Source organism: Pseudomonas lundensis (genome assembly GCF_001042985.1).
Lineage (GTDB): Bacteria > Pseudomonadota > Gammaproteobacteria > Pseudomonadales > Pseudomonadaceae > Aquipseudomonas > Aquipseudomonas lundensis.
The window spans coordinates 55,590-81,308 of sequence record NZ_JYKY01000008.1; the positions used below are offsets into that span (position 1 = coordinate 55,590).

Annotated in this window: 20 protein-coding genes; 9 read left to right on the top strand and 11 right to left on the bottom strand. The window is 60.5% G+C overall.

From position 1 onward, the window contains the following. Nucleotides 1–15 precede the first annotated feature (15 nt). Genes iolB through TU74_RS08860 form a run of 3 tightly spaced genes read right to left on the bottom strand, consistent with a single transcriptional unit; the run spans nt 16 to nt 3,702 of the window. The gene (gene iolB, locus TU74_RS08850) at nt 16–825 is read right to left on the bottom strand and encodes a 5-deoxy-glucuronate isomerase (RefSeq protein ID WP_048376090.1); all 810 of its coding nucleotides are present in this window, start codon (nt 823–825) and stop codon (nt 16–18) included. Beyond that, nucleotides 822–1,715, bottom strand: coding sequence for a myo-inosose-2 dehydratase (gene iolE, locus TU74_RS08855; protein ID WP_048376092.1), 894 nt, complete (start codon nt 1,713–1,715; stop codon nt 822–824). The genes iolB and iolE overlap by 4 nt, the downstream gene beginning before the upstream one ends. Before the next feature lie 49 nt (nt 1,716–1,764). Then, nucleotides 1,765–3,702 carry a bifunctional 5-dehydro-2-deoxygluconokinase/5-dehydro-2-deoxyphosphogluconate aldolase gene (locus tag TU74_RS08860; RefSeq protein ID WP_048376093.1) on the bottom strand — a complete coding sequence of 646 codons (1,938 nt, stop codon included), beginning with the start codon at nt 3,700–3,702 and terminating at the stop codon, nt 1,765–1,767. Between the two features lie 291 nt (nt 3,703–3,993). Between TU74_RS08860 and TU74_RS08865 the strand changes: the two genes are divergently transcribed. The 4 genes from TU74_RS08865 (at nt 3,994) to TU74_RS08885 (ending at nt 7,797) form a co-directional block, all read left to right on the top strand. Beyond that, nucleotides 3,994–4,914, top strand: a complete 921-nt coding sequence (locus TU74_RS08865; protein WP_047274848.1) for a MurR/RpiR family transcriptional regulator — start codon at nt 3,994–3,996, stop codon at nt 4,912–4,914. Nucleotides 4,915–5,370: 456 nt separating this feature from the next. After that, complete coding sequence (locus TU74_RS08870) at nt 5,371–5,661, top strand: type VI secretion system contractile sheath small subunit (RefSeq protein WP_157315149.1); 291 nt, start codon at nt 5,371–5,373, stop codon at nt 5,659–5,661. 177 nt (nt 5,662–5,838) lie between these two features. Continuing rightward, the gene (locus TU74_RS08880) at nt 5,839–6,555 is read left to right on the top strand and encodes an HPP family protein (RefSeq protein ID WP_047277183.1); all 717 of its coding nucleotides are present in this window, start codon (nt 5,839–5,841) and stop codon (nt 6,553–6,555) included. 165 nt (nt 6,556–6,720) lie between these two features. Next, nucleotides 6,721–7,797: a GGDEF domain-containing protein gene (locus TU74_RS08885; protein ID WP_048376095.1), complete on the top strand. Its 1,077-nt coding sequence runs from the start codon at nt 6,721–6,723 to the stop codon at nt 7,795–7,797. A 12-nt stretch (nt 7,798–7,809) separates the two neighbouring features. Here TU74_RS08885 and TU74_RS08890 read toward each other — a convergent pair whose 3' ends face one another. From TU74_RS08890 to TU74_RS08915, 6 genes are all read right to left on the bottom strand, one after another. Beyond that, complete coding sequence (locus TU74_RS08890) at nt 7,810–9,318, bottom strand: efflux transporter outer membrane subunit (protein WP_080963734.1); 1,509 nt, start codon at nt 9,316–9,318, stop codon at nt 7,810–7,812. Next, nucleotides 9,315–12,422 (bottom strand): efflux RND transporter permease subunit, encoded by a 3,108-nt coding sequence (locus TU74_RS08895; RefSeq protein WP_047277187.1) that lies wholly within the window; start codon nt 12,420–12,422, stop codon nt 9,315–9,317. The genes TU74_RS08890 and TU74_RS08895 overlap by 4 nt, the downstream gene beginning before the upstream one ends. Beyond that, nucleotides 12,419–15,520 carry an MdtB/MuxB family multidrug efflux RND transporter permease subunit gene (locus tag TU74_RS08900; RefSeq protein WP_047274856.1) on the bottom strand — a complete coding sequence of 1,034 codons (3,102 nt, stop codon included), beginning with the start codon at nt 15,518–15,520 and terminating at the stop codon, nt 12,419–12,421. Before TU74_RS08900 ends, TU74_RS08895 begins: the two co-directional genes overlap by 4 nt. After that, complete coding sequence (locus TU74_RS08905) at nt 15,517–16,827, bottom strand: MdtA/MuxA family multidrug efflux RND transporter periplasmic adaptor subunit (protein ID WP_048376097.1); 1,311 nt, start codon at nt 16,825–16,827, stop codon at nt 15,517–15,519. The genes TU74_RS08900 and TU74_RS08905 overlap by 4 nt, the downstream gene beginning before the upstream one ends. A 210-nt stretch (nt 16,828–17,037) precedes the next feature. After that, a complete protein-coding gene (gene tpx, locus TU74_RS08910; RefSeq protein ID WP_048376099.1) occupies nt 17,038–17,538 on the bottom strand; it encodes a thiol peroxidase in 501 nt (166 codons plus the stop codon). Between the two features lie 274 nt (nt 17,539–17,812). Next, nucleotides 17,813–18,481, bottom strand: a complete 669-nt coding sequence (locus TU74_RS08915) for a DUF3313 domain-containing protein (protein ID WP_047274862.1) — start codon at nt 18,479–18,481, stop codon at nt 17,813–17,815. 345 nt (nt 18,482–18,826) lie between these two features. Here TU74_RS08915 and ccoN point away from each other — a divergent pair, with 345 nt between their 5' ends. From ccoN to tal, 3 genes are all read left to right on the top strand, one after another. Beyond that, nucleotides 18,827–20,254, top strand: a complete 1,428-nt coding sequence (gene ccoN, locus TU74_RS08920; protein WP_048376191.1) for a cytochrome-c oxidase, cbb3-type subunit I — start codon at nt 18,827–18,829, stop codon at nt 20,252–20,254. 54 nt (nt 20,255–20,308) lie between these two features. Further along, nucleotides 20,309–20,539, top strand: coding sequence for a hypothetical protein (locus TU74_RS08925; RefSeq protein ID WP_047274864.1), 231 nt, complete (start codon nt 20,309–20,311; stop codon nt 20,537–20,539). A gap of 161 nt (nt 20,540–20,700) precedes the next feature. Next, nucleotides 20,701–21,624, top strand: a complete 924-nt coding sequence (gene tal, locus TU74_RS08930; protein ID WP_048376102.1) for a transaldolase — start codon at nt 20,701–20,703, stop codon at nt 21,622–21,624. Nucleotides 21,625–21,700: 76 nt separating this feature from the next. Here the strand turns inward: tal and rfaD are convergent, their stop codons facing one another. Together rfaD and TU74_RS08940 are read right to left on the bottom strand one after the other, a co-directional pair. After that, nucleotides 21,701–22,693 carry an ADP-glyceromanno-heptose 6-epimerase gene (gene rfaD, locus TU74_RS08935; RefSeq protein ID WP_048376104.1) on the bottom strand — a complete coding sequence of 331 codons (993 nt, stop codon included), beginning with the start codon at nt 22,691–22,693 and terminating at the stop codon, nt 21,701–21,703. 180 nt (nt 22,694–22,873) lie between these two features. Beyond that, on the bottom strand, nt 22,874–24,163 hold the full coding sequence (locus TU74_RS08940; protein WP_048376106.1) for a serine/threonine transporter: 1,290 nt from the start codon (nt 24,161–24,163) through the stop codon (nt 22,874–22,876). Nucleotides 24,164–24,391: 228 nt separating this feature from the next. Here TU74_RS08940 and TU74_RS08945 point away from each other — a divergent pair, with 228 nt between their 5' ends. Together TU74_RS08945 and TU74_RS08950 are read left to right on the top strand one after the other, a co-directional pair. Next, the gene (locus tag TU74_RS08945; protein ID WP_048376109.1) at nt 24,392–24,922 is read left to right on the top strand and encodes a DUF4946 domain-containing protein; all 531 of its coding nucleotides are present in this window, start codon (nt 24,392–24,394) and stop codon (nt 24,920–24,922) included. A 146-nt stretch (nt 24,923–25,068) separates the two neighbouring features. Further along, entirely contained in the window at nt 25,069–25,515 is a 447-nt protein-coding gene (locus TU74_RS08950) for a DUF411 domain-containing protein (RefSeq protein ID WP_047274876.1), read from the top strand. Nucleotides 25,516–25,719: the final 204 nt, after the last annotated feature.

Genomic DNA, 25,719 nt, shown 5'->3' on the forward strand with positions numbered 1-25,719 from the left:
TTGTTCTCCGAAAAGTTAAAGGTCCATCAGCCAGCTGTGCTGCGGGTCGTTGTGGAAGTGCCAGACCCGCTTGGGCCCTGCCATCACGTTCAGGTAATACGACTCGTAGCCATAGGGCACGCTGACCGGGTGATAGCCCTTGGGCACCACCACCAGATCGCCGTTTTCCACCGCCATGGCCTGATCAAGGCTGCGATCGTCGGTGTAGACCCGCTGGAACACGAAGCCCTGCGGCGGGTTGATCTGGTGGTAATAGGTTTCTTCAAGAAAGCTCTGGTGCGGCAAGTCGTCGGTGTCGTGCTTGTGCGGCGGGTAGCTGGAGGAATGCCCGGACGGCGTGCGCACCTCCACCACCAGCAGCGAATGGGCAGGTTCGGTGTCCGGCAGGATGTCGCACACGTAGCGGGTGTTGGCGCCCTTGCCGCGTACGCTGCGTTTCATGCCCTGCGGGGCAATCAGTCGCGGACCGAGCCCGGCATCGCTGGCACCGGGGGCGGCGCAGACGGCGATATGCACGTCGTTCAGCGCCTGCACCTGCGCCTGACTGGCGGGCGGCAAATACACGGCAAAGGGCGATTTGTCCTCGAACACCGACTGACGATCGCCGATAGCCTCCCAATTGAAAGCGCCGTGCCCTGGCGCTTCGCCTGAAACATTGGCCAGCCCGCTGAGCAACACCAGGCACAGCTCTTGCTGCCCGGCCTGCACCGGCAAGGTCTCGCCCGCTTGCAGCCGATAGGCGCTGAACCCCACGTACTCCAGCGCGCCCGTGGGCAGTTGCACAAGGGGCTGGCCCGTGGGCTGGCGTTTAATCAGTAAATTCATGCCCGCGCCCTCTCATCGAGCAGCGCGCGCAAGATTTGATAGCCTTTTTGCGCGTAAGCAAAACTCGGCGCCACGGCCGGGTCCTGTTCGGCTTCTACCACCAACCAGCCGTGGTAGTCGGCGGCCAGCAGGACGTCCAGCAACTCGCCAAAATCAATGTCGCCGTCCCCCGGCACGGTGAAAGTGCCGTTGATGATGCAATCGGGAAAGCTCCAGAGATTGTTGCGGGCCAGTTGCACCACGGGCTTGCGCACATCCTTGAAATGCACGTGGCAGACGCGATCAATGTGTTTGCGCAGCACCTGGACCGGTTCACCGCCGCCCATGTAGCAATGCCCGGCATCGAACAGCAGGCCGACTTCAGGCCCGGTCAGGCGCATCAGGGTGTCGATGTCCGAAGGCGACTCAACGTACGCGCCCATGTGGTGGTGGTACGCCAGGCGAATGCCCTGCGACAGGGTGAAGCGCGCCAGTTCATCGAGCTTCTCGGCGTATTGCTGCCAGGCGCGTTCACTGTGAAAACGCGGGCGCTCAATCAAAGGGATACGCTGGCCCTGAATCGAGTCAGCGACCTCGCCATACACCAGCACCTTGGCGCCATTTTGCGCCAGCAGCTGCACGTGGCTGGCAATGGCGTCGATCTCCTCGGCCGCCGAGCGGTGCGCCAGGCGGCCGGAGTACCAGCCCGAGACCAGCGCCAGCGTGTAAGGGCGCAGGACATCGCCCACGCCCTTGGCGTCCTTGGGGAATTTGCCGTTGAGTTCAAACCCTTCATAACCGATCTGCTTGCCTTCACTCAGCGCGGTGCTGAGCGGCGTTTCGCCACCCAGCGAGGGCAAATCGTCGTTGCTCCATGAAATCGGATTGATGCCAATACGGATAGCGGGCATGGCTGCACCTATTATTGTTTTGAATGGGTTGCGCGGCGTGACCGGCGAATCAGGGACGGGCCGTTAGCCAGGCGTCGATCAATTGCACAAAGGTGCCTTGCACCCGCTCGATCAGCGTCGCGTCGTCGATTTCACCGGCCAGCCAGGCACGGGCCGGTTCCTGGAAAATCGTGCGCCCCACCGCAAAACCGCGGCACGTGGTGCTGCGCGCCGCCTGGCGAAAGCCGTCGGCCAGCGCACTGGCAGGCGCGTTCAAGCCCAGCAGGACAACACCGCGGCAGTACGGGTCACGTTCTTCGATCAAGGCATCCAGTTGCTGCCAGACCTCGGCCGGTTGCGCTTCGATCTTCCACCACGCCGGGTAAATGCCCAGGTTGTACAAACGTTTGATGGCGCGATAGAGCACATCCGGGTAGGTCGAGGGGTGATCCTTGGGCGGGATGATTTCCAGTAGCAGTTCATGGCCGCTGGCCAGCGACGCCTGGTACAACCCCTTGATTTGCGCTTCCTGTTCCAGACGCAGCAACGGCTCATCGTCGGGATGAAATTGCACCAGGCATTTGATGATGTGTTCGTGCGGCCAAGCGATCAGGTTGCTGCCCACCGAACGACCGTGTTCAAACGCCAGCGGTCGCGACCCCTGCACTTCCACCGGGCGGGCGACCCACCAGCCGCGACCGGTGGCGGCATTCAGCGCGTCCTGGCCGAAACGCTGATCGGCCAGCAGGCCCACATCGGCGTCGATGCCCTGACGCTGCAAATCGGTTTCAACGCGCTCGAGCGCCCGGATGAACAGCTGTTTCAAGGTGCAAATACGGCTCGGGTCGCGGCCATGCTGCTGCGCGATTTCCAGCAGTTGCCAGCGATGATCGAAAGCAAACACAAACAGCTGTTTCCACTGTTTGCGCGGCACGCTGACGTGGTGCAGGCGTTGCAGCGCGACGTCCTGATCCGGTCGGGTAACAGGCACCGGGCTGTTGAACAGGTAGTCGAGTTCTGCCCGGGTGGGCATGGCCGGGGCGCAGGCATGCCGTGAGACCACCAGCGCACCGCACGCGTTGGCCAACTGGCAGCAACGCTCATCGCTGGCGTCTTCGAGCCAGCCACTGAGAAAGCCCGACATAAAGGCATCCCCCGCCCCCAGCACGTTAAGCACTTGCACACGCACGCCGGGGTAAATGGCGCCGTCTTGCAAACGGGCCGGAATGTCGCCATGGATCACCGTGCAGCCCAGCGGGCCCAGTTTGACCACCAGGGTGGCGTCGGTCAGCGAGCGCACTGTGCGCAGTGCTGCCAGTAAATCCGTGCCGCCACCCGCGATCAAAAATTCTTCTTCGGTGCCGACGATCAAGTCAAAACGCGGCAGGATCGATTGCACATGGGCGCTGACTGCCTCGTCAGCGACAAAGCGCGTCTCCCCGTCCGCTTTGCCTGCCAGGCCCCACAGCACCGGACGATAGTCGATGTCCAGCACCCGTTTGACATTGTGCTGCTCGGCGTAATCCAGGGCCTGAAGACTGGCCTGGTACACGCCTTCGGTGGAAAAGTGCGTCCCGGTAATCAGCAGCGCCTTGCTCGACGCAATAAAGGCCGGGTCGATGTCTTCGGCACGCAGCGCCATGTCGGCGCAGTTTTCGCGGTAGAACACCAGAGGAAAGGTTTCGCGGTCTTTGAGGCCCAGCAGCACCAGCGCCGTCAAACGCTGCGGGTCAACCTTCACGGCGCTGACGTCACAGCCTTCACGCGCCAGCGACTCCAGCAGGAAGCGCCCCATGTGATCGTCACCCACCCGGCTGAGCATGGCCGAACGCACACCGAGGCGCGCCGTGCCGAACGCAATATTGGCTGAGGAGCCACCCAGGTATTTGGCAAAGCTACTGACGTCTTCCAGCCGCGCCCCGACTTGCTGCGCGTAAAGGTCGACACCCATGCGGCCCAGGCAAATGACATCCAAATCGCGGCCTGTGGCAAAACGAGTCTGTCCCATGGTGGCTCCTGTTATTTTTATCAGCCTGCGCTCATCACCCTCAGGGCCCGAGCACTCAATGTGGGATGAAGACTAAAACGTCCCGGCGCAATAAACAATATTTATTCCATTATTTTTTAATGTAGAATTTTTTTTCCATATTCGACGCGCCGGGAGGTTTTTCCAGGGTGCATCGTTTCAGCCCGCAGCGGATTGAACGGCTGGTCAGGATTTTATTTGCACCTACCCTGTAGACTGCGCAGCTAAAAAACCTGCTCCGTGACAACCCGCGCCATTGATAAGGACTCCACTATGTCATCCACCGATCAGCCGGCATCCGTCGAGCAAACGCCAGAGCGCGCATTGACCAGCCCGCCGGTGAGTGCCGAGCGTCTGTTGCAACTCATTACCGAGGAATACGAGAGCTTGCCGCGCCAGCTCAAGCGCATTGCCAGCTACATGAGCCAGCAAAGCGACCGCATCATGGTGGACCGCATCAGTGACATTGCGCGCGAGTGCGACGTGCATCCGTCGGCCATCGTGCGGTTTTCCCAGCGGTTCGGGTTCAGCGGTTTCAGCGAAATGCAGGCCCTGTTCCGCGAGGCGTACACCCATAAGACGACCCCGGTGCAGAACTACCAGCAACGCATCCGCAACATGATTGCCAACAAGTCGCAAAAGGCCAGCGGCGGCGATCTGGCGCGCGAGTGCATCAACGCCACGCTGTCGGGCATAGAACGCCTTGGGCTGGAACTCGACGACCAGGCCTTCGACAAGGCCGTGGACCTGGTGGTCAACGCTGACAATATTTACGTGGTCGGCGTGCGACGCTCCTTCGCCGTGGCCGATTACCTGGTCTACAACCTGCAACACACCAACAAACGCATTCATCTGGTGTCCGGGCTGGGCGGCAGCTACCGCGAGCAAATGCGCAGCGTGCGCGCCAACGACCTGGTGATTGCCATCAGCTTCACGCCGTATGGCAAGGAAACCCAGCATTGCCTGCGCATTGCCCAGCTGCATCAGGCCAAGACCCTGATCATCACGGACAGCAACCTGTCGCCGCTGGCCAAGCGCGCCAACAGCGTATTGCTGGTCAATGAAGGCAGCTCGTTTGCGTTCCGCTCACTGAGCGCGACGCTGTGCCTGTGTCAGGCATTGTTCATTGCCGTGGCCTACCGCCTCGAACTGAAAGTCGACGAGATTCACGAACAGGTCGGGTTCGACGATTAACGCGACGCCGATGCAAACGCTTGAGACCCGATCCAGCGAGGGTGGTCGACAATCGCTGTAAGGTTTTTGCATCAGAGTGTGTACACCCTGTGCCTAAAGAGCGTCAGGAATGGGAAAACAAAAACTCTTTCCCCGAAACTTGAAAGCTCCTACGACTTTCTCCGTAAATCTTATCGCCAGCTACTCACTGCCTGACAACATGTCCCTTGCACACGGCCTTACAATCGCCCCTTTGGATCTAAGATCTCGGGCCGTGTAAACGCCGTTTGTGTCACCCGTTGTATCGCAACCGGATCTGCCGCCAGTTGCTGCACGCGATGTGTTCCCACCCTTAAACCGATTTGCTGAGCTCACCCCCCCAGAACTGTTGTTTCAAGGGATTGCACACCTGTGTGCGTCCCTTTGAATTGTCATCAAGGAAGCGCGCCCAAAGTCCCTGGATAAATGGAGTACAACATGACGAGTGAAGTTTTTTTGGCCAACGACCGTTACCTGCCCGAGCAATCCACCCATGCCCCTTCAAACCCGCGTGACGTCATCCGGCCAATGGCCGACAGGCGAGACATGATGCACAAGCCTGAACTGAGCAGGCTGGTAAAACTTCGCGATGCCTTGCTTGTGCTCAAAGGTTCGATGAGCCCCAGTGCCGACCTGCATCAGCTCCTTGAACGCCAACTGTTGAGCAGTGACGTGCATGACCGGGTGCTGGGCAAATTGGCCGATTCAGGGGCAAGTTTAGTCAGCTAGCATTCGCCATCAAAATTAATGCACTCAACCCTCATTATTATGAATTTGCGGATTGTATCGGCAGTGGTCAGACTACGCCGGTCCCTTCCCCCATGAAGGAACTGTTCAAGGGCTTGCCGGGTCTCCCGCCAGGCCCTTTTTTGACCTGCTGACTGACCCTCCCGGACGCTCCCCACCATGCAAACCCGCTGGATCAGCCGCCTTTTGCCTGCGGCTACACATACCCGCCCCCTTGAATGGAGCCGCGCCGCCCTTGGCGTGTCCCTGGGCACCCTGTTTAGCGTGTGGCTGTGCAGCCTGTTTTTTGGCCTGCCCATCGCCATGCACCTGATCGGCCCGCTGGGCGCTTCCGCGATTCTCTTATTTGCCGTCTCCTCCGGGGCACTGGCGCAGCCGTGGTCGATCCTCGGCGGCTACCTGTGCGCCACTGTCGTGTCGCTGATCGTCGTGCATTTTTTCGGCCGGGACTTAGCCAGCGCCTGCCTGGCCGTCGGCATTGCGCTGTTGGTGATGTGCCTGCTGCGCTGCCTGCACCCGCCGGCCGGGGCGCTGGCCCTGCTGGTGGTCCTGGCGGACCCGGACAGCGCCCGCCTGGGCTGGGAGCTGCTGGCCCCGGTCATGCTCAGTGCCGTGTGCATGCTCCTCGCGGCACTGGCCTACAACAACCTGACCCGTGTGCGCTATCCGAAAAAGGCCGCCGAACCCGCCCCCAGCGTGATAACGCCCCCCGACGAAGGGGATCCCGGCATTACCGCCGAGGACTTGCAACAGGCGCTGGCCAAGATGGACGCGTTCATTGATGTCACCCCCCAGGATCTCGAAGAGCTGATCCGTACCAGTGAACACTACGCCCGCCGCCGCAGCGTGGGCGAGGTACTTTCCCATGCCGACTGAGCGCGTGCTGCGCATTGCCAAGGCCCCTGAACGATCCGCACGGTTACCCCTCAAAGTCCTGCTAGGGTTATCGGTGCGTGGTCCGGGGCTTTATCTTGATGCCCTTGATGAGGTGGATCCGCGACCGCTGGACGCCCTCTTCAACGACCGTGATCAAGGCTTGCAATGCTCAAGACCATCGAAAATGAAATCTCAAAGCACGCCGCGCCTTCTGCTTTGCAAGCTGAATTTGCCCAACACGATTTTGAAAAGCTGCGCACCTTCTGCAGGCTGACCTACATCGCCAGCATCGTGATCTGGCTACTGTTCGACCTGATTGTCAGCTTCAAGGGCCAGCAAGGCTTTACCGCCCTCTCAATGCTCTATTTCGGAACCATGGTGGTGCTGACCATCGTGCTCGGGTTTATCCGCAAGGCCCGTCACTTCGACGTACTCAACCTGATTTATGTGCTGGTGATTACGTCGGGCATTCGCCTGATCGTGTTTGGCTTGCCCGATAACGCACAGCCCATCTGGTTGATCCTTGCCACGTCCAGCCTGCTGTACAACGCCTCGGTGCTGCCCCTGAGCCGCTGGGGCTTTCTGTCGGTGGTCGGGGCGACCTGGGTCGTGCTCAACCCGTTTTTGATGACCGATGTCGAATTCTTCGACCTGCGCGGCACGTTGATCCTGTGTTACTTCGTGTTTCTCAGCGGCCTGACCATTTACAGTTTTTTCAAGCTGCGGCAAATCAAACTCTACAACTACACCATGTCCAAGCTGTTGCTGACTCAGGCGTACATCGACACCCTGACCGAGATCCCCAACCGACGTTCTTTCATGGCCCGCGCCACCGATTTGCTGACCCAGCTTCCGCGCGAACACGACCACTATCTGGCGATGATCGACATCGACAATTTTAAAAAAGTGAATGACCTGTACGGCCATGACATCGGCGATGAAGTGCTCAAGCGCACAGCCGCCAGCATCAAAGCCGTCATGCGCGGGTATGAATATGCACGATTGGGGGGCGAAGAATTCGCAGTGTACCTATCCGGTGTGCGGCGCGAAGATGTCGAGGCACTGATGACGGCGCTGTGCAGCCGGGTGCGCAATGACCCGGCGGCCCATCCGGTGACCGTCAGCATCGGCCTGGTCAGGGTTGAGGATCAGGACACCCTGAACCAGGCGCTGGCCAAGGCCGACAAAGCGCTGTACGCGTCAAAAAACGCTGGCAAAGACCGGTTTACGTTTCATCGTTAACCCCCCACGGCGTTACGGCTTGTCAGCCTTTTCACGGGCGCTCAGATCGGTGTTGCCGTCCCAGCCACCGCCCAGCGCGGCAATCAGTTTCACGCTGGCAAGCAAACGATTTTGCTCCAGCGTGAGCATGGTGCGCTCCGCATTCAGGGCCGTGGCTTGCACCACCACCACATCCAGATAGGCAATCAAACCGGCCTTGTACTGATTGCGGGTCAAACGCAGTGACTCGCGGGCCGACTCCAGCGCCTGACGTTGCACCACGGCCTCGTCCTCCAGCACTTTCAACTGCGCCAGGTAATTTTCCACCTCGCGAAAACCATCCAGCACGGTCTGGCGGTATTTGGCGACCGTCTGGTCGTAGACCGCTTCATTGCGATCCACTTCAGCCGAGCGCTGGCCCCCGTCGAACAACGGCAGCGACAGTTTAGGCCCCACCGACCAGAAGCGGTTCGGCACGCTGATCCAGTCTTCGTAGGTACTGCTGCTGTACCCGCCCTGCAAGCTCAGGCTGAAATCCGGGTAGTAGGCCGCCTTGGCCACGCCGATATTGGCGTTGGCGGCTATGATCGCGCGCTCTGCCGACGCGATGTCCGGACGCCGCTCCAGCCACTGTGAGGGCACGCTCAGGGGAATGGACGGCAACGCGGGCACGCTCTGGCTTTCAGCCAGCTTGAAACCGGCGGGCGGCTGACCGGTCAGCACTGCGATTGCGTTTTCAAACTGCGCGCGTTGCCAGATCAGGTCGATCAGGTTGGCTTGAGTGTTGCGCAACTGGGTTTGCGCCTGGGCCACGGCATCTTTGCCGGAGATCCCGGCCCGGTACTGGTTTTCGCTCATTTTCAGCGAACGCTCATAGGCCTGTACGGTGGCCTCCAGCAAGCGCTTTTGCTGGTCGATCACCCGCAATTGCAGGTAGTTCTGCACCAGCTCGGACTGCTGGCTCAGGCGCATGGCGGCCAGATCGGCCAGGCTGGCTTCGGCGCTGGCGGTGTCGGCCTCCAGCCCGCGTCGCAATTTGCCCCACACGTCAGCCTCCCAGCTCACGCCGACCTGGGCGTTGAGGGTGTCGCGAATGCCGCTGCTGGAACTGGTCAGGCTGGAATTGGAACTGCCCGTGCCCTGACTCGAACGGGTCTTGCCCACGCTCAGGTCGGCACTGGGAAAGAACGCACCGCGCGCGCTGCGCACCAGGGCTTGGGCCTGACGGAACTGGGCTTCGGACTGCGCCACGGTCTGGTTGGAGCGGTTGAGGGATTCCACCAGCCCGTTGAGCTGGGGATCACCGTACAACTCCCACCACGCACCTCTTTCCAGCGCATCGCCGGGGGTGGCCTGGCGCCAGCCCGCGGCTTCCTTGAAGGCCACCGGCGTGGCCGCTTCGGGGCGCTGATAATCCGGGCCAACGGCGCAGGCACTGAGCAACAGCCCGGACAACACCAGCCCCAGCAGGCGCGAGCCACGGGCCAACGCCCAACGTTGAGGCGACAAGGCCGGGGCAAGGTCAAGCAAACGAGACGTCATAGCGGAGTTTCCAGGGCTGCATCAGTGCGCACGCCGCGCCATTGGTTGAAGCGATGGCGCACACGGTCGAGATAGAGGTAAACCACCGGGGTGGTGTACAGGGTCAAAATCTGGCTGAAAATCAGGCCGCCGATAATGGTCAGACCCAGTGGCTGACGCATTTCTGCGCCTTCGGCATGGCTGAGCATCAGCGGCAAGGCGCCCAGCAAGGCGGCGAGCGTGGTCATCAGGATCGGCCGTAAACGTTGCAGGCAGGCACTGCGAATCGACTCCTGCGGGCTCATGCCCGCGTGGCGCTCCAGCTGCAAGGCCAGGTCGATCATCAGAATGGCGTTTTTCTTGACCACGCCGATCAACAGGAACAGCCCCAGCAGCGAGATCAGGCTGAACTCCCCGCCAGTGAGGTAAATGCTCAACAGCGCGCCCACCCCGGCCGAAGGCAAGGTCGAGAGAATGGTCAGCGGGTGAATGTAGCTTTCGTACAGAATCCCCAGCACCAGGTACACCGCCACCAGCGCGCCCAGGATCATAAACGGCTGGCTTTTTTGCGTGGCAGCAAAGGCATCGCCGGTGCCGGCCATTTTGGCGATCACGTCTTCAGGCAAACCGAGTTTGGCAATGGCCCGCTCGATGGCCGCCGTGCCCTGCTCCAGCGACACGCCGTTGGCCAGGTCGAAGGCAATGGTTTCCGAGGCAAACTGCCCTTCGTGTTCGACCCGGTCGTCTTGCAGGCTGTTTTCATAATGGGCGATGGTGGACAGCGGGATGCGCTGCCCGTCCGCCGTGATGACTTGCACCTGATTCAGGGTTTCCGGGTCTCGGGCGTATTGGGGGTTGACCTCCATGACCACCCGGTACTGGTTCAGGCTGTCGTAAATGGTCGAAATCTGACGTTGGCTGTAGGCGTTGTTGAGCACGGCGGTGACCATGTTCATGTCCACCCCGAGGCGCTTGGCTTGATCGCGGTCGACCACCAGCGTGACTTGCTGCGCGCCGCGCCCCTCACGGGCGTCAATGGCGGTCAGCTCTGGCAGCGCCTTGAGGGCTTCGACCACTTTCGGGTACCAGGTGCGCAGCTCGCTGAGGTCGCCGCTTTGCAAGATGTACGAATATTGCGAACTGGTTTGCTCGCGACCGCCGCCAAACTGCAAATCCTGATCGGCCATCAACATCAGGCGCCCGCCCGGGACCTTAGGCAGGGTTTCGCGCAGGCGCTCAATGACCTTTTGCGCCGAAATCTTGCGCTCGGAAATCGGCTTGAGGCGCACGATCATGAGGGCGTTGTTGGTGCCACCGTTGCCGCCAATGAAGCCCGCCACGCTCTCAACCGCCGGGTCAGCCAGCACGGCTTTGCGGAATATTTCCATCTTGGGCTGCATCACGCTGAACGACAGGCCGTCATCCCCGCGCACGAACCCGATCAATTGCCCGGTGTCCTGCTGCGGCATGAAGGTTTTGGGCACCACCACGTACAGCGCCACGTTGACCCCAATGGTGACCAGCAAACTGAACAGGGTCAGCCGCTTGTGCCGCAGCACCCAGTCCAGGCTGCGGGCATAACCGTTGACCATGCGCTCGTTGAGCCTGTTGCTCCAGCGCTGCATGGCGTTTTCAGTGCCCGGCACATGGGGCTTGAGCCAGCGGGCGCAGAGCATCGGGGTCAAGGTCAGCGACACCACCAGCGACACCACGATGGACGCGGCCAGGGTGATGGAGAACTCGCGGAACAGGCTTTCAATGATGCCGCCCATGAACAGGATCGACAGGAACACCGCCACCAGCGACACGTTCATCGACAACAGGGTAAACCCGACTTCCTTCGCCCCCAGGTACGCCGCCTTCATCGGCGCGATCCCGGCATCGATGTGACGCGAGATGTTCTCCAGCACCACAATCGCATCGTCCACCACCAGCCCCGTGGCCAGAATCAGCGCCATCAGCGACAGGTTGTTCAGCGAAAAACCGTAGAGGTACATGATGGCAAAGGTGCCCACCAGCGAAACGGGTACGGCCAGCGTCGGAATCAGCGAAGCGCGAAAATTGCCGAGAAACAGGAACACCACCAGAATCACCAGCGCCACGGCGATCAGCAAGGTCATCTCCGCTTCATGCAAGGTGGCCTTGATCACCGGCGAGCGGTCCATGGCCAGGTTGAGTTTCACGCTGGCCGGCAACACCGCTTGCAGCGCAGGCAACTGGGCCTTGATCGCGTTCACGGTCTCGATAATGTTGGCACCCGCCTGCCGGTTGACCACCAGCAATACGGCCGCGTCATTGTTGAAAAAACCACTGTTGTAGCGGTCTTCCACACTGTCCTGAACCTTGGCCACATGGCTCAGGCGCAGCGCCGCGCCATCCTGATAGCGGATGATCAGCGGCTCGTAATCCTTGGCCTTCTCCAGTTGATCGTTGGCCTGAATCTGCCAATTACGCTCGCCATCGGACACCGCACCCTTGGGTCGGCGCACGTTGGCGTTGGCAATGGTGTTGCGCACCTCGTCCAGCGACACGCCGTACTGGTTGAGCAATTGCGGCTCCAGCTCGATGCGCACGGCGGGCAGCGAACTGCCGCCGATCTGCACTTCGCCCACCCCCGGTACTTGCGACAGGCTTTGCGACAGGATGGTGGAGGCCAGGTCGTACAGCTCGCCCTTGGACAGCACATCCGAGGTCAGCGAAAGCACCATGATGGGCGCTTGCGACGGGTTGACCTTTTTGTAGGTCGGCATGCTGCGCATGCCGCTGGGCAACAGGTTGCGTGACGCGTTGATCGCCGCTTGCACTTCGCGGGCGGCGCCATTGATGTCTCGGTCCTGATCGAATTGCAGAATCACCCGCGTCGAGCCCTGACTCGAACGGCTGCTCATGGTGTTGACCCCGGCAATCGCGCCGAATGAGCGTTCCAGCGGAGTGGCCACCGTGGAGGCCATGACCTCGGGGCTGGCGCCCGGCAAGCTGGCCGAGACCACGATCACCGGGAAGTCCATCTGTGGCAGGGGCGAAACCGGCAACAAGCCGAAACTGACCCCGCCCAGCAGCATGATCGCGAGGCTCAGCAGCAGGGTGGCAACGGGCCGCCGGATGAAAGGGCCGGACAGGTTCATAGCGGCGCCTGCTCAGGTTCGCCCGCGTCACCGCGCCAGCGGCGGCCCAAGCGGTCGAAGTACAGGTAAATCACCGGCGTGGTGAACAGCGTCAATACCTGACTCACCAGCAAACCGCCGACCATGACCAGACCCAATGGCTGACGCAGTTCCGCGCCAGAGCCGGTGGCCAGCATCAACGGCACGGCCCCGAACAGGGCGGCCAGCGTGGTCATCAGGATCGGCCTGAAACGCAGCAAGGCGGCCTGATAAATCGCCTGTTCCGGGGCCATGCCCTGATTGCGCTCTGCGTCGAGGGCAAAGTCGATCATCATGATCGCGTTCTTTTTCACGATGCCGATCAACAGGATGATGCCGATGATGGCGATCATCCCCAGATCATTGCCGCTGAGGATCAGCGCCAGCAACGCCCCGACCGCTGCCGACGGCAAGGTCGACAGGATGGTGATCGGGTGAATGTAACTTTCGTAAAGCACACCGAGCACGATGTACATGGTCACCACCGCCGCCAGAATCAGCAGCAAGGTGCTCGACAACGAGGCCTGAAACGCTTGCGCCGCGCCCTGGAATTGGGTCTGCACGCCCACCGGCATGCCGATGTCTTTTTGCACCTGATCGATCAGCTCAACGGCTTGCCCCAGCGCCACGCCGGGGGCCAGATTGAACGACACCATGACGGACGGGAACTGGCCGATATGCGACACCGCCAGTTGCGCCTGACGCTCTTCGACCTTGGCCAGGCTGGACAAGCGCACCTGCCCGCCGTCGGTGGTTTTGACATGGATCTGGTCCAGCGCTTGCGGGCCGATTTTCTCGCCGTCTTGCGCCTGCAAGACCACGCGGTATTGGCTGGCCTGGGTGTAGATGGTGGAAATCTGCCGCTGACCGAAGGCGTCGTACAGCGCATCGGTGATATTGGCCACCGACACCCCGAGGCGCGAAGCGGCATCGCGGTCAATCACCAGGTACACCTGCAAGCCTTTGTCCTGCAGGTCGCTGGCGACATCCGTCAGCTCAGGCTGGTTGGACAACGCGGTGACCAGTTTTTGGCTCCAGGTGCTCAGCAAGTCGGCATCCGGGGATGACAGGCTGAATTGATACTGCGTACGGCTCACCCGGTCTTCAATGGTCAAGTCTTGCACCGGCTGCATGAACAGACGGATGCCCACCAATGTGTCGAGCTGCGGCTGCAGGCGCGCAATCACCTGCGCGGCGCTGTCGCTGCGTTCGCTGTGGGGCTTGAGGTTGATCAGCATGCGGCCGCTGTTGAGCGTGGCGTTATCGCCGTCGACACCGATGTACGACGACAGGCTTTCAACGTCCGGGTCTTGCAGGATGATTGCACCCAGCTCCTGCTGACGCTGGCTCATGGCGCCAAACGAAATCGACTGCGGCGCTTCGGAAATGCCTTGTATCACCCCGGTGTCCTGCACCGGGAAGAAGCCCTTGGGCACGATCAGGTACAGAAACACCGTCAGGGCCAACGTGCCGATGGCCACCAGCAACGTCAGTGGCTGGTGCTTGAGTACCCACTGCAACAGGCGGCCATACTGCCCGATCATCCAGTCGATGAACGCACCGCTGGCCCGGTAAAAGCGGCCCTGCTCTTCTTCTTTGGGTTCAGGCTTGAGCAAACGCGCGCACATCATCGGCGTGAGGGTCAGCGACACCACCAGCGAGATCAGGATCGCCACCGCCAGGGTGATGGCAAACTCGCGGAACAACCGCCCCACCACGTCCGCCATGAACAGCAACGGAATCAACACGGCGATCAGCGACAGCGTCAGGGAAATCAGGGTAAAGCCAATCTGTTTGGCGCCTTTGAGCGCCGCCTGCATCGGGCTGTCGCCTTCCTCGATGTAGCGCGAGATGTTTTCCAACATCACGATGGCATCGTCCACCACAAAGCCGGTGGCGATGGTGAGCGCCATCAAGGTCAGGTTATTGATGGAAAAACCCGCCAGGTACATCACGCCGAAGGTGCCGATCAATGACAGCGGCACGGCAATCGAGGGAATGAGGGTGGCGCTGGCACGGCGCAGAAACAGGAACGTGACCATCACCACCAGGGCGATGGCGATCAGCAGTTCATGCTGCACATCACGCACCGAAGCGCGAATGGTTTGCGTGCGGTCGGTGAGCACCGTGACGTCGATCCCCGCGGGCAAGTTGTCGGTGATGCTGGGCAGCAGCGCCTTGATGCGATCGACAACTTCGATCACGTTGGCGCCCGGCTGGCGCTGGATATTGAGCAGGACCGCCTGGTTCTCGTTGGCCCAGGCCGCGAGGCGCTCGTTTTCGGCGCCGTCGACAATCTCGGCCACGTCCTTGAGGCGCAAAGGCGCGCCGTTGTTGTAGGCGAGGATCAGCTCGGCGTATTCCTGCGGGGTTTTGAGCTGGTCGTTGGCGTCGAGCATCGACACCCGGGTCGGGCCGTCAAAGTTGCCCTTGGGCTGGTTGACGTTGGACGCACCGATCAACGCGCGCACATCGGCCAGATTCAGGCCGTTGGCCGCCAAGGCTTCAGGGTTGACTTTGATCCGCACCGCCTGACGCTGCCCGCCCGCGATGCTGACCATGCCCACGCCGCTGATCTGGGCGATCTTTTGCGCCATGCGCGTATCGACCAGGTCATTGAGCTTGGGCAGCAGCATGGTTTTGGAAGTAATGGCCAAGGTCAGTACCGGCGTATCGGCCGGGTTGACCTTGTTATACACCGGCGGTGCTGGCAAATCGCTCGGCAACAGGTTGCTCGCGGCATTGATCGCGGCCTGCACCTGCTGCTCGGCCACGTCCATGTTGATGTCGAGGTTGAAGCGCAAGGTCAGCACCGAAGCGCCGCCAGAGCTGGTGGACGCCATTTGCGTCAGCCCCGGCATCTGCCCGAACTGGCGCTCCAGGGGCGCCGTCACGGCACTGGTCATCACATCCGGGCTGGCGCCGGGGTACAGCGTCATGACACGGATGGTCGGGTAATCCACCTGAGGCAAGGCCGATACCGGCAACAGGCGGTAGGCGATGATCCCGGACAACACGATGGCCAGCATGCACAGCGTGGTTGCGACTGGGCGCAGGATAAACAGCCGCGACAGATTCATTCGTGGGCCTTGGTCTTGGCAGCGTCGGTGGCCGGGGTCGTAGCGTCACCCGCCGCTGGCCCGCCTTGCAGGTGCGATGCCGGGGTCGCAGGCACCTCGGCGCTGTCGTTGACCACTTCGACCGCGCCGCCATCACGCAGGCGGTCCGTGCCTTCAAGCACTACGCGGTCACCCGGCGCCAGCCCTTCTTCAATCACGGTGACGTCGCCGTCAGTGGCGCCCACTTTGATGCTGCGAATCTTGACCTTGTTGTCGCCGTCCAGGGCGTACACGAACGAACCGTTGGTGCCGAACTGAATAGCAGCCGAAGGCGCGAGAATCACATTTTTGAGGGTGTCGGCCAGCAAGCGCACGTTCACAAACTGATTGGGGAACAGCACCTGGTCACGGTTTTCGAACAGCGCCTTGAATTTCAGGGTGCCGGTGGTGATATCAATCTGGTTGTCGATGCTGCTCAACACACCCACTGCCAACTCTTTGCGGTCCCCGCGGTCCCACGCCTGAACCGGCAATTTGGCGCCCGAACGATAACGCGCGATCACCAGCGCCAGATCGTTCTCGGGCAAGGTGAAGCTGACCACAATCGGCTCGGTCTGGGTAATGACCACCAGCGCAGTGGTGTCGTTGGCCGCGACCAGATTGCCGACGTCCAGTTGGCGCAGGCCTACGCGGCCGCTGATGGGCGCGCGGATCTTGGTGAATTCGAGGTTGAGCTTGGCGTCGTTGACCGCTGCCTGATTGGTTTTCACGGTGCCCTGGTACTGGCTGACCAACGCTTCGGCCGTGTCCAGTGTCTGCTTGGCGATACTGTCTTCGGCATACAGGCCGCGATAGCGCTGCACATCGACTTGAGCATTCTTGAGTTGGGCCTGGTTCTGCAACAGCGTGCCTTCGGCCTGGAGCAAGGCATTTTGGTAGCTGCGCGGATCGATTTCAGCCAGCAGGTCGCCCGCTTTGACCCTCTGCCCTTCCTTGAAGTAAACCTTGACCAACTCCCCTGCCACGCGGCTGCGCACATTGATGGTGTTGAGCGCCGTCACGGTGCCCAGCGCCTTGTAGAACACCGGGAAATCCCCGCGCTTCACTTCAGACACCCTTACCGGCACCGCCAGGGTCGAGCCGCCAAAACCGGGACGCATCATGCCCGACTTGCCGGTGTGCCCTTCAGGCTGGGCGCCCTGCTGTTTTTTCGACGAAGACGGCCACAGCCACCAGCACAGGCCGACGACGACCAACACGAGCAAAAGGCCAACCAGCCAGCGACGGGATTTGTGTGAAACAGTGGATTGCATGGAGTGATCAACCATTGGGCGCGTGGGCTTATATTCAGGAAGGCTGAACGATAAGCAGTGTGGACCGTTAAGAAAAGGTTCTTTACCGGGTATTTACGTAAGCGGGGTGTCTGGGGCGGGTTCAGGGCAGCGATTTAGCGCTGTGCAGGCCAAAGCGACGCGAAGGGACTGAATAAAAACGGCCTGACAGTGACTGCCAGGCCGTTTTGCGTTGCAGGAGTGACCTTACTTCAGAACAGCCAGCGCTGCTTCGTAGTCCGGCTCATCAGCGATTTCTTTGACCAGCTCGCTGTGCAACACATTGTCGTTTTCGTCCAGCACCACAACGGCACGGGCCGTCAGGCCTTTGAGCGGGCCGTCAGCAATGGCCACACCGTAGTTCTGAATGAACTCTGCGCCACGCAGGGTCGACAGGTTTTTAACGTTTTCCAGGCCTTCTGCACCGCAGAAACGCGCCTGCGCAAAGGGCAGGTCAGCGGAGATGCACAGCACGACCGTATTGGCGATCTCATTGGCCTTGGTGTTGAACGTGCGCACCGACGTGGCGCAGGTCGGGGTGTCAACGCTTGGGAAGATGTTCAGCACTTTGCGCTTGCCGGCAAAGTTTGCCAGCGTTACATCGGACAAATCACCCGCCACCAGCGAGAACGCAGGTGCCTTGGAGCCTACAGCTGGCAGCTGGCCGTTAACTTGAACAGGATTGCCTTTAAGCGTCACTTGAGCCATGAACGATGTCCTTCTTGACGGTTTTTGAAGAGGCCGAAGTTAAACACGAAACATTCCATCGACCTATGCCCCACTTGCAAAATCTCATGCGGCCCATCACAAAAAGACGATTCTAGATAAATCGTTGAACAATCCCTACAGGTCAGGTGCATATCGCACGCCCTGAGCGCGCGTCGCGCACACGTGCTGCCAAGACGGGAGGCCACAGGCCAAGTGCCGATCGGCTGCGAGCGTGTTGGGGCATTGCTTCAATGCCCCAAGCATCGAGGCTTCGTTACTTTTTGAGTTTCAAATACGACTGGTGCAAGTCCGAAGCCCAGCCATCAATGACGTTTTTCACGTCGTCGGCCTTCATCACCTGACTGTCGTTTTCCAGCGGTTTGCCGGTGCCTTTGCGCACCACCTGCGCCACGACCTTTTGCGAGCCGCCGTCGATGAAGACAGCCTCGGTGGCCAGGTCGGTTTCCTGATCGCGAATACCCGAGGCCGTGCTCACAGCCGCTGCCACCAACGCCACCGGAATGTATTCATACGGCTTGAGGCTTTGCGTCTGGCTGCTGACCGCCGTGATCGCCGGACGTACCACGATCACACCCGGACCGGGGGCGCTGGCCAGAGGCAACGATTTGCCCAATTCACGCTTGAGGGCCTGATCGTAGTAATGGGTGATGGCCGTGAGTGTGCTTTGCGGGATTTTGGCGGTGGGCTTGGGGGCCGGGTAGAACTGGCTCGGCTCGATGTACACGGCGGTGTACTGGCCAGCCTTCAACTGGGGATCAACCCAACGCATCACGTCCGCACCCGATGGCGATTTGGCTTCCTTGAGCCGGCTGTAGTCTTTCAAAAAACCGGAATACTCATCCGGCTGCGTGACATTGCTTGAACAACCGACCAGCCCGATCGAGGCCAGGCACAGCGTACCGATCATTAAGCCGAACTTCATTGTGAAACTCCTGTGGAAAGCGCCACCGCATGCGCACGGTATTTTAGGTATAGCCAACCCATGGAAAAGCGTCGTTCATTCACTCGCTTTTAATGCCAAGGGTGAATCTGCTTTCGAAAATCGTCACGGGCTGCCTGCGTCAATACGGCGCAGACGCAGAATGAACGGGTTACGACGTCTAAAAAGCAGATCAGATACACACCCAAGCCCAATAAAACACCTTTTAATCTGATCCGTAGTATTTAAGTTTTTCTTGATCTGTTTTGTTCTGCGGTGGGTTCCTACAGTTCACCTTGCGCCAGACCACGTGGTCTGGCAGGACTTTGAACCGTGGAAGACTTGAGCATGAGCACAGCACTAAACGGGCAGGCCTATAACTATAAGGTCGTCCGCCAGTTCACCATCATGACCGTGGTGTGGGGCGTCATCGGCATGGCCATGGGCGTATGGATCGCGTCTCAACTGGCCTGGCCCGCCATGAACCTCGACCTGCCCTGGACCACCTTCGGCCGCTTGCGACCGCTGCACACCAGCCTGGTGATTTTCGGCTTTGCCGGCAGCGCGCAGTTTGCCGCCAGTTACTACGCCGTGCAGCGCACCTGTCAGGTGCGGCTGTTCAGCGACAAACTCGCGGCCTTCACGTTCTGGGGCTGGCAGTCGGTGATCGTGATCATGCTGGTCACCCTGCCGCTGGGTTACACCACGACCAAGGAATACGCCGAGATCGAGTTCACCGGTGCGGTGTGGATGACGGTGGTGTGGGTGGCCTACGCCATCGTGTTCTTCACCACGGTGGTGCAGCGCAAAACCAAGCACATTTATGTCGGCAACTGGTTCTTTGGCGCCTTCATTCTGGTGATTGCCATGCTGCACGTGGTCAACCACCTGGCCATTCCCGTGGACTGGTTCAAGTCCTACCCCGTGTACGCCGGCGCCACAGACGCCATGGTGCAGTGGTGGTACGGGCATAACGCCGTGGGCTTCTTCCTGACCACCGGGTTCCTCGGAATGATGTACTACTTCGTTCCGAAACAAGTCGGACGTCCGATCTACTCGTATCGCCTGTCTATCGTGCATTTCTGGGCACTGATTACGCTGTACATCTGGGCCGGCCCGCACCACTTGCACTACACCGCCCTGCCCGACTGGGCCCAGTCGCTGGGCATGGCCATGTCGATCATTCTGCTGGCGCCGAGCTGGGGCGGCATGATCAACGGCATGATGACCCTGTCGGGCGCCTGGCATAAGTTGCGCACCGACCCGATCCTGCGCTTTCTGGTGCTGTCACTGGCGTTCTACGGCATGTCGACCTTTGAAGGTCCGATGATGGCGATCAAGACTGTCAACGCCCTGTCTCACTACACTGACTGGACCATCGGCCACGTACACGCCGGGGCGCTGGGCTGGGTGGCGATGATCACCTTTGGCGCGGTCTATCACATGATCCCTAAACTCTATGGCCGTGAGCAGATGCACAGCGTGGCGCTGATCAACCTGCACTTCTGGCTGGCCACGATCGGCACCGTGCTGTACATCGCCTCGATGTGGGTCAACGGCATTACCCAGGGCCTGATGTGGCGGGCGATCAACGATGACGGCACCTTGACCTACTCCTTTGTGGAGTCGCTGCAAGCCAGCCACCCGGGCTTCGTGGTGCGCCTGGTGGGCGGAATATTCTTCCTGACGGGCATGTTGCTGATGGCTTACAACGTGTGGCGCACCGTTCGCGTCCCTGACTTCAAAAAAGCCGAACTCTCGGCGCAAATCGCCTGACCTGCGCGGCGCACACCTGCGGGTGTGCGCCGCCACGGGCACGGAGCCGTGACCATGATAGAAATAGCCCTGAACATGCTGGCTGTGACCAGCCTGTACTTCTCAATCAGCTGGTGCCTCAAGCATCAGACCGAGCGCGATATCGATGACGCCAGCCTGATCCCGTTCGCGGACGACCCCGAGGTGGCGCGCCGGGTCGAACAAGCCACGGGCAAGACGATTGAGGCGGTACAGGTCAGCGACGAAGCCGTGCGCCCGCCCGGCTGGGGCACCCTGAAGCTCTAAAACGCGGGTTGCGAACACCTGTAGAGGCGTTTGGGCGCAGACATCGGTTGCATAACCCGGGTCATCGGCGGCATTCTGCCAGACCTGATGTTTTGCGAACTTTTGATCGACGACGCACTCAATCTGTACAGCCATTACACTTTTTCGGACAGAGCACGCCCATGACTTCCAAGCTGGAACAACTCAAGCAGTTCACCACCGTGGTCGCAGACACCGGCGACCTCGACGCGATTACCCGCCTTAAACCCGTCGACGCCACCACCAACCCGTCGCTGCTGCTCAAAGCGGCCGCGATGCCGGGCTATGCCGAACTTTTGCAAAACGCCATCAACCACGCCAAGGGCGATGTCGGCCTGGCCTGCGATCACTTCGCGGTGTCTGTGGGTAGCGGTATCTTGAAAGTGATTCCGGGGCGCATCTCGACAGAAGTCGATGCCCGCCTGTCGTTTGACGAACCGGCCTTGCTGCAAAAAGCCAACCAGTTGATCGAGCTGTATGACAAAGCAGGCGTGGGCCGTGACCGCGTGCTGATCAAGCTGGCATCGACCTGGGAAGGGATCCGCGCCGCCGAGAAACTGGAGAAGGCAGGCATTCAAACCAACCTGACCCTGCTGTTCTCGTTTGCCCAGGCAGCCGCCTGTGCCGACGCGGGGGTGTTTCTGATTTCCCCGTTCGTGGGCCGCATTTACGACTGGTACAAAAAATCCACCGGCATCGACTACACCGGCGCCGAAGATCCGGGCGTGCAATCGGTAACCCGCATCTACAACTACTACAAAGCCAATGACTACAAGACCGTGGTCATGGGCGCGAGCTTCCGCAACCTCAACCAGATCGAGCAATTGGCGGGCTGCGACCGTCTGACCATCAGCCCCGACCTGATCGAAAAACTCGCGCAGGAAGACGGCCCGCTGGAACGCAAACTGAGCCCGGGCAATGCGGGCGAGCCGCGCCTGATCCTCAACGAAGCGCAGTTCCGCTGGGCCTCCAACGAAGACGCCATGGCCACCGAAAAACTGGCCGAGGGCATTCGTCAGTTCGCCCGCGATCAGGAAAAACTGGAAGCCCTGTTGTCGGTCAAGTAACCCGCCGACATCTATCCCATCCGGCGGCAGCGACGACCCGATCAGGCAGTCGCTGCCAAGCTGCGCGCTCAACGACTCAACAGCGCTCCAGCACCCCCCTGACGTACCGGCTCACGCCCTCCTCCAGCCCCAGCATCGGCGCCCGATAGCCTGCCTCACGCAGTTGAGTCAGATCGGCACAGGTATACACCTGATATTTGCCCTTCAAGCTGTCCGGAAACTCAACGTAATGAATCACCCCTTCCAGTAACGCGGTCTCCAGGGTCAGCGGTGGACGGCCTTCTGCCGCCCGCACTTCATTGATGGTGGCCAGCGCCAACGCATTAAACGCCCTCGGCCGCCCGCTGCCGACGTTGAAAACACCGCTGACGTGGGGGTTGTCCAGCCAGTGAAGATTGACGTTGACCACATCCTCGACCGACACAAAGTCGCGCAGATGCCCGCCCGCCGGGTAGTCGCCATATTCGCCAAACAACTCGACGTAGCCCCGCTCGCGGTACTGGTTGAAGCAATGCCAGACCATCGACGCCATGCGCCCTTTGTGCTGTTCGCGCAGGCCGTACACATTGAAGTACCGCAAGCCCACCACCTGACTGCGCGCCCTGGGCAGTAACTGGCGCACTTTCTGATCAAACAGGCTTTTGGACCAGGCATACACGTTGAGCGGCCGCTCGCACTCGCGCACCTCGCGAAAATCCCGATGGGCGCCATAGACCGCCGCCGACGAGGCGTAAATCAGCGGGATCGACTGGTCCTGACAGGCCTGCAATAACGCGCAGCTGTAGCGGTAGTTGTTCTCCATCATGAAGCGACCGTCACGTTCCACGGTGCTGGAACAAGCGCCCTGATGCAAAACCGCACGGATATCGCCCAACTGGCGATCCGCAAACCGCTGCACGAAGTCACGTTTGTCGAAGTAATCCGCAATATCACAGTCGGCCAGATTGCGGCATTTATCGCCGTCAGTCAGGTCGTCCACCGCAATGATGTCGCGCTCGCCGCGATCATTGAGCGCCTTCACCAGGTTGCTGCCGATAAAACCCGCAGCCCCGGTCACGATGATGCTCATTCAGGACCTCCTGCCGATGCATGAATGGTTTCAGCCTAGGCGTGTTTGCAGGTCCGACATTGATGCGGGTCAAGGCTTTTTCAAGCGCGCAGACCCAAAGGGATCGACGGCGCGCTGAAGGCGCCGTCGCGGTGCTCAAGGGGGTGTCACTGCGCGCGTGCGCAGTGACAACAGCGCCACTCAGGCGAGAAAGGTTTGCGCCAGGGAATAGACCACCGAGGAGATGGCCACCAGCCCGATCACGGTGACGAACACGTTGGAGATCGTGCCCGCATACTGGCGCATCGCTGGCACACGACGGATGGCATACATCGGCATCAGGAACAGGATGGCCGCGATCACCGGCCCGCCCATGTTTTCGATCATGCCCAGGATGCTCGGGTTAAGGGTCGCCACGGCCCAGCACACGATCAGCATGAAGGCGGCGGTCATGCGGTCCAGGCTTTTGGCTGCCGGACGCTTGCCGGTTTTCAGCACCAGGCCTTTCAAGCCTTCGCTGGCCCCGATGTAATGCCCGAGGAACGACTTGGCAATGGCCACGAAGGCAATCAGCGGCGCAGCGAACGCGATGGTCGGGTTGCTGAAATGGTTGGCCAGGTACGACAGGATCGACAGGTTTTGCGCCTTGGCTTCGGCCAGTTGCGCCGGGGTCAGGGTCAGCACGCAGCTAAAGACAAAGAACAGCACCATGACCACCATCAGCAGGTGCGCACGGGACAGGATCTGCGAGCTGCGCTCATCGGCGTTCTCGCCATAGCGGCGTTTCTGGTCGACGGCAAAGGCCGAGATGATCGGGGAATGGTTAAACGAAAACACCATCACCGGAATCGCCAGCCACAGCGTATGCAGAAACGCCGAAGGCTGCGGCAGTGTGCTGGCCGTGGTGAGAATGCCGCCGTTCCAGTGCGGGATCAGGAACACCGCCAAAAACAGCAGCGCCACGATGAACGGGTAAACCATCATGCTCATGGCCTTGACGATCACTTGCTCGCCGCAACGTACCACCACCAGCAGCCCGAGGATCAGCACCAGCGACAGAATCGCCCGGGGAGGCGGCGTGATCGACAGTTGGTTGAGCATGAAACTGCCGACCGTGTTGGTCAGCGCCACGCTGTAGATGAGCAAAATCGGGAAGATGGCCAGGAAGTACAGCAGCGTAATCACTGCACCGGCCTTGAGACCGAAGTGTTCCTCGACCACGTCCGTGATGTCAGAACCCTCGCGCCCGGAGAGGACAAAACGGGTCAGGCCCCGGTGGGCGTAAAAGGTCATCGGGAACGCGAGCAACGCCAGAATCAACAACGGCCAGAAACCGCCCAGCCCGGCGTTGATCGGTAAAAACAGTGTGCCTGCGCCAATCGCTGTGCCGAACAGGCCCAGCATCCAGGTGGTGTCTTGGCGGTTCCAGCGAGTGAGCGTCGCGGGTGTCTCGTCGAAACAATCGTCGACGCTATTAGCCTGGTCATTCATCCGGTCGAATCTCCGCTAGCCGGTCGTTACCACGCGGCCGGGGCGGACAAAACACACCTTACAGACAACGCCCCAGCCATAAGAAGGGCGCGATTGTCCGGGATTAGACATAAGAAGCAAAGGTTTAGCTGAGCAAAGGTAAAAAACATTTGCTAGGCCAAAGCCATCTACAGACACCTATTGATACACTCCGCTGACCCAACCTACGCCCATAAGGCCTGTCCTCCCATGACTGTCTCGCACCGCTGCACAGCGCTGATCGGACTCATCTGCGCCCTCACTGTGCCTGCCGCCCTGGCCGACGCAACGCGCATCATCTGGCCCGCCGGCTGGGAGGTTCAAGACGTGCCGCCCGCACCGGACGACAACGGCCAGCGCCAGCGCGCCGTGAAGAACGACGCCAACGGCGACCCGCTGATGGTGATGGAACTGACCCAGACCACCTTGGCGCCCGAGCACCAGGTCAACATGGAGGCCGTTTTGCTGCAAATGCGTAAAACCCTGCAGCAAAACTTCGCCAAGGGCGGTTACCAAAGCGCCTGCAACAAGATCCACCCGAGCACGCTGGGCGGCCTCAAGGCACTCGAAACCACCTGCAAAATCACCCAGAACGGCAACCACGTCATCACCCAGACGCTGGTGGCCGCGACCCGCGAGGCGCACGCCTACGCGCTGTCTTACGCAGGCCCCGCCGACGGCTACAAAGCCACCGAACCACAAGTGCAAGGGATTCGCGGCAGCCTGCGGTTCAATCAATAAACGACGCCTGGCACCTTGAATCCCTGGCAACCCTCCCCAACCTGACAAAACTGTCATCCAGCCATCAGTTGACTGACAGCAGGTGTCGGTCAGGCTGACATTTTCTCAAGGCTGCATCTGCGCCTTTTAAGCTGAAGAGGACCTCAATGAAAACCCCACTGCGCGTTGCCGCACTCTCGGCCCTGTTACTGAGCGGCATGGCCCACGCCGCCGAACCCCTGACCATTGATGTTCACCGCGATGCCAATTGCGGCTGCTGCAAAACCTGGATTTCTCATCTGCAGGCGAACGGCTTCAAGGTCAATGACCATGTCGAAGCCGACATGAGCAGCGTCAAGCAGCGCCTCGGCGTTCAGCCCCGACTGGCCTCGTGCCACACCGGTGTGATTAACGGCAAATTCGTCGAAGGCCACGTGCCCGCAGACCAGGTGGTTGCCTTGACCCGGCGCGACGACTTGAAAGGGATTGCCGTTCCCGGCATGCCGATCGGCTCTCCCGGCATGGAGATGGGCGATCGCAAAGACGCCTATCAGGTGATCGGCCTGACCCAAGAAGGTCGAGATGTGGTCGTTGCCGAGTACCCCGGTAACTGACCCCGAAAAGCCAGCCCGCGTGCGCTTCAAGGCATTAAGCCAGTCACGGCGGGCTGGCGAACCGTCGGCTTTAAAACACCGGGTTCTGATTCATTCCAAATCGTTCTAACCCCCGGTTGGCCCTCCCCCGCGTTCCTTGGTAGAACTACACCTATCGGCAGTCGATAAGCTCATATCGCGCGATACGATTGAGTTCTGCATCGA

Bases quoted from the DNA above. Each gene is read 5' to 3' on its own strand.
- iolE (WP_048376092.1), bottom strand. From the start codon at position 1,715: ATGCCCGCTATCCGTATTGGCATCAATCCGATTTCATGGAGCAACGAC.
- ccoN (WP_048376191.1), top strand. From the start codon at position 18,827: ATGAGCACAGCACTAAACGGGCAGGCCTATAACTATAAGGTCGTCCGC.
- tal (WP_048376102.1), top strand. From the start codon at position 20,701: ATGACTTCCAAGCTGGAACAACTCAAGCAGTTCACCACCGTGGTCGCA.
- TU74_RS08880 (WP_047277183.1), top strand. From the start codon at position 5,839: ATGCAAACCCGCTGGATCAGCCGCCTTTTGCCTGCGGCTACACATACC.
- TU74_RS08895 (WP_047277187.1), bottom strand. From the start codon at position 12,422: ATGAACCTGTCCGGCCCTTTCATCCGGCGGCCCGTTGCCACCCTGCTG.
- TU74_RS08885 (WP_048376095.1), top strand. From the start codon at position 6,721: ATGCTCAAGACCATCGAAAATGAAATCTCAAAGCACGCCGCGCCTTCT.
- TU74_RS08940 (WP_048376106.1), bottom strand. From the start codon at position 24,163: ATGAATGACCAGGCTAATAGCGTCGACGATTGTTTCGACGAGACACCC.
- TU74_RS08915 (WP_047274862.1), bottom strand. From the start codon at position 18,481: ATGAAGTTCGGCTTAATGATCGGTACGCTGTGCCTGGCCTCGATCGGG.
- TU74_RS08945 (WP_048376109.1), top strand. From the start codon at position 24,392: ATGACTGTCTCGCACCGCTGCACAGCGCTGATCGGACTCATCTGCGCC.
- TU74_RS08865 (WP_047274848.1), top strand. From the start codon at position 3,994: ATGTCATCCACCGATCAGCCGGCATCCGTCGAGCAAACGCCAGAGCGC.
- TU74_RS08870 (WP_157315149.1), top strand. From the start codon at position 5,371: ATGACGAGTGAAGTTTTTTTGGCCAACGACCGTTACCTGCCCGAGCAA.
- TU74_RS08950 (WP_047274876.1), top strand. From the start codon at position 25,069: ATGAAAACCCCACTGCGCGTTGCCGCACTCTCGGCCCTGTTACTGAGC.
- TU74_RS08890 (WP_080963734.1), bottom strand. From the start codon at position 9,318: ATGACGTCTCGTTTGCTTGACCTTGCCCCGGCCTTGTCGCCTCAACGT.
- tpx (WP_048376099.1), bottom strand. From the start codon at position 17,538: ATGGCTCAAGTGACGCTTAAAGGCAATCCTGTTCAAGTTAACGGCCAG.
- iolB (WP_048376090.1), bottom strand. From the start codon at position 825: ATGAATTTACTGATTAAACGCCAGCCCACGGGCCAGCCCCTTGTGCAA.
- TU74_RS08925 (WP_047274864.1), top strand. From the start codon at position 20,309: ATGATAGAAATAGCCCTGAACATGCTGGCTGTGACCAGCCTGTACTTC.
- TU74_RS08860 (WP_048376093.1), bottom strand. From the start codon at position 3,702: ATGGGACAGACTCGTTTTGCCACAGGCCGCGATTTGGATGTCATTTGC.
- rfaD (WP_048376104.1), bottom strand. From the start codon at position 22,693: ATGAGCATCATCGTGACCGGGGCTGCGGGTTTTATCGGCAGCAACCTG.
- TU74_RS08905 (WP_048376097.1), bottom strand. From the start codon at position 16,827: ATGGTTGATCACTCCATGCAATCCACTGTTTCACACAAATCCCGTCGC.
- TU74_RS08900 (WP_047274856.1), bottom strand. From the start codon at position 15,520: ATGAATCTGTCGCGGCTGTTTATCCTGCGCCCAGTCGCAACCACGCTG.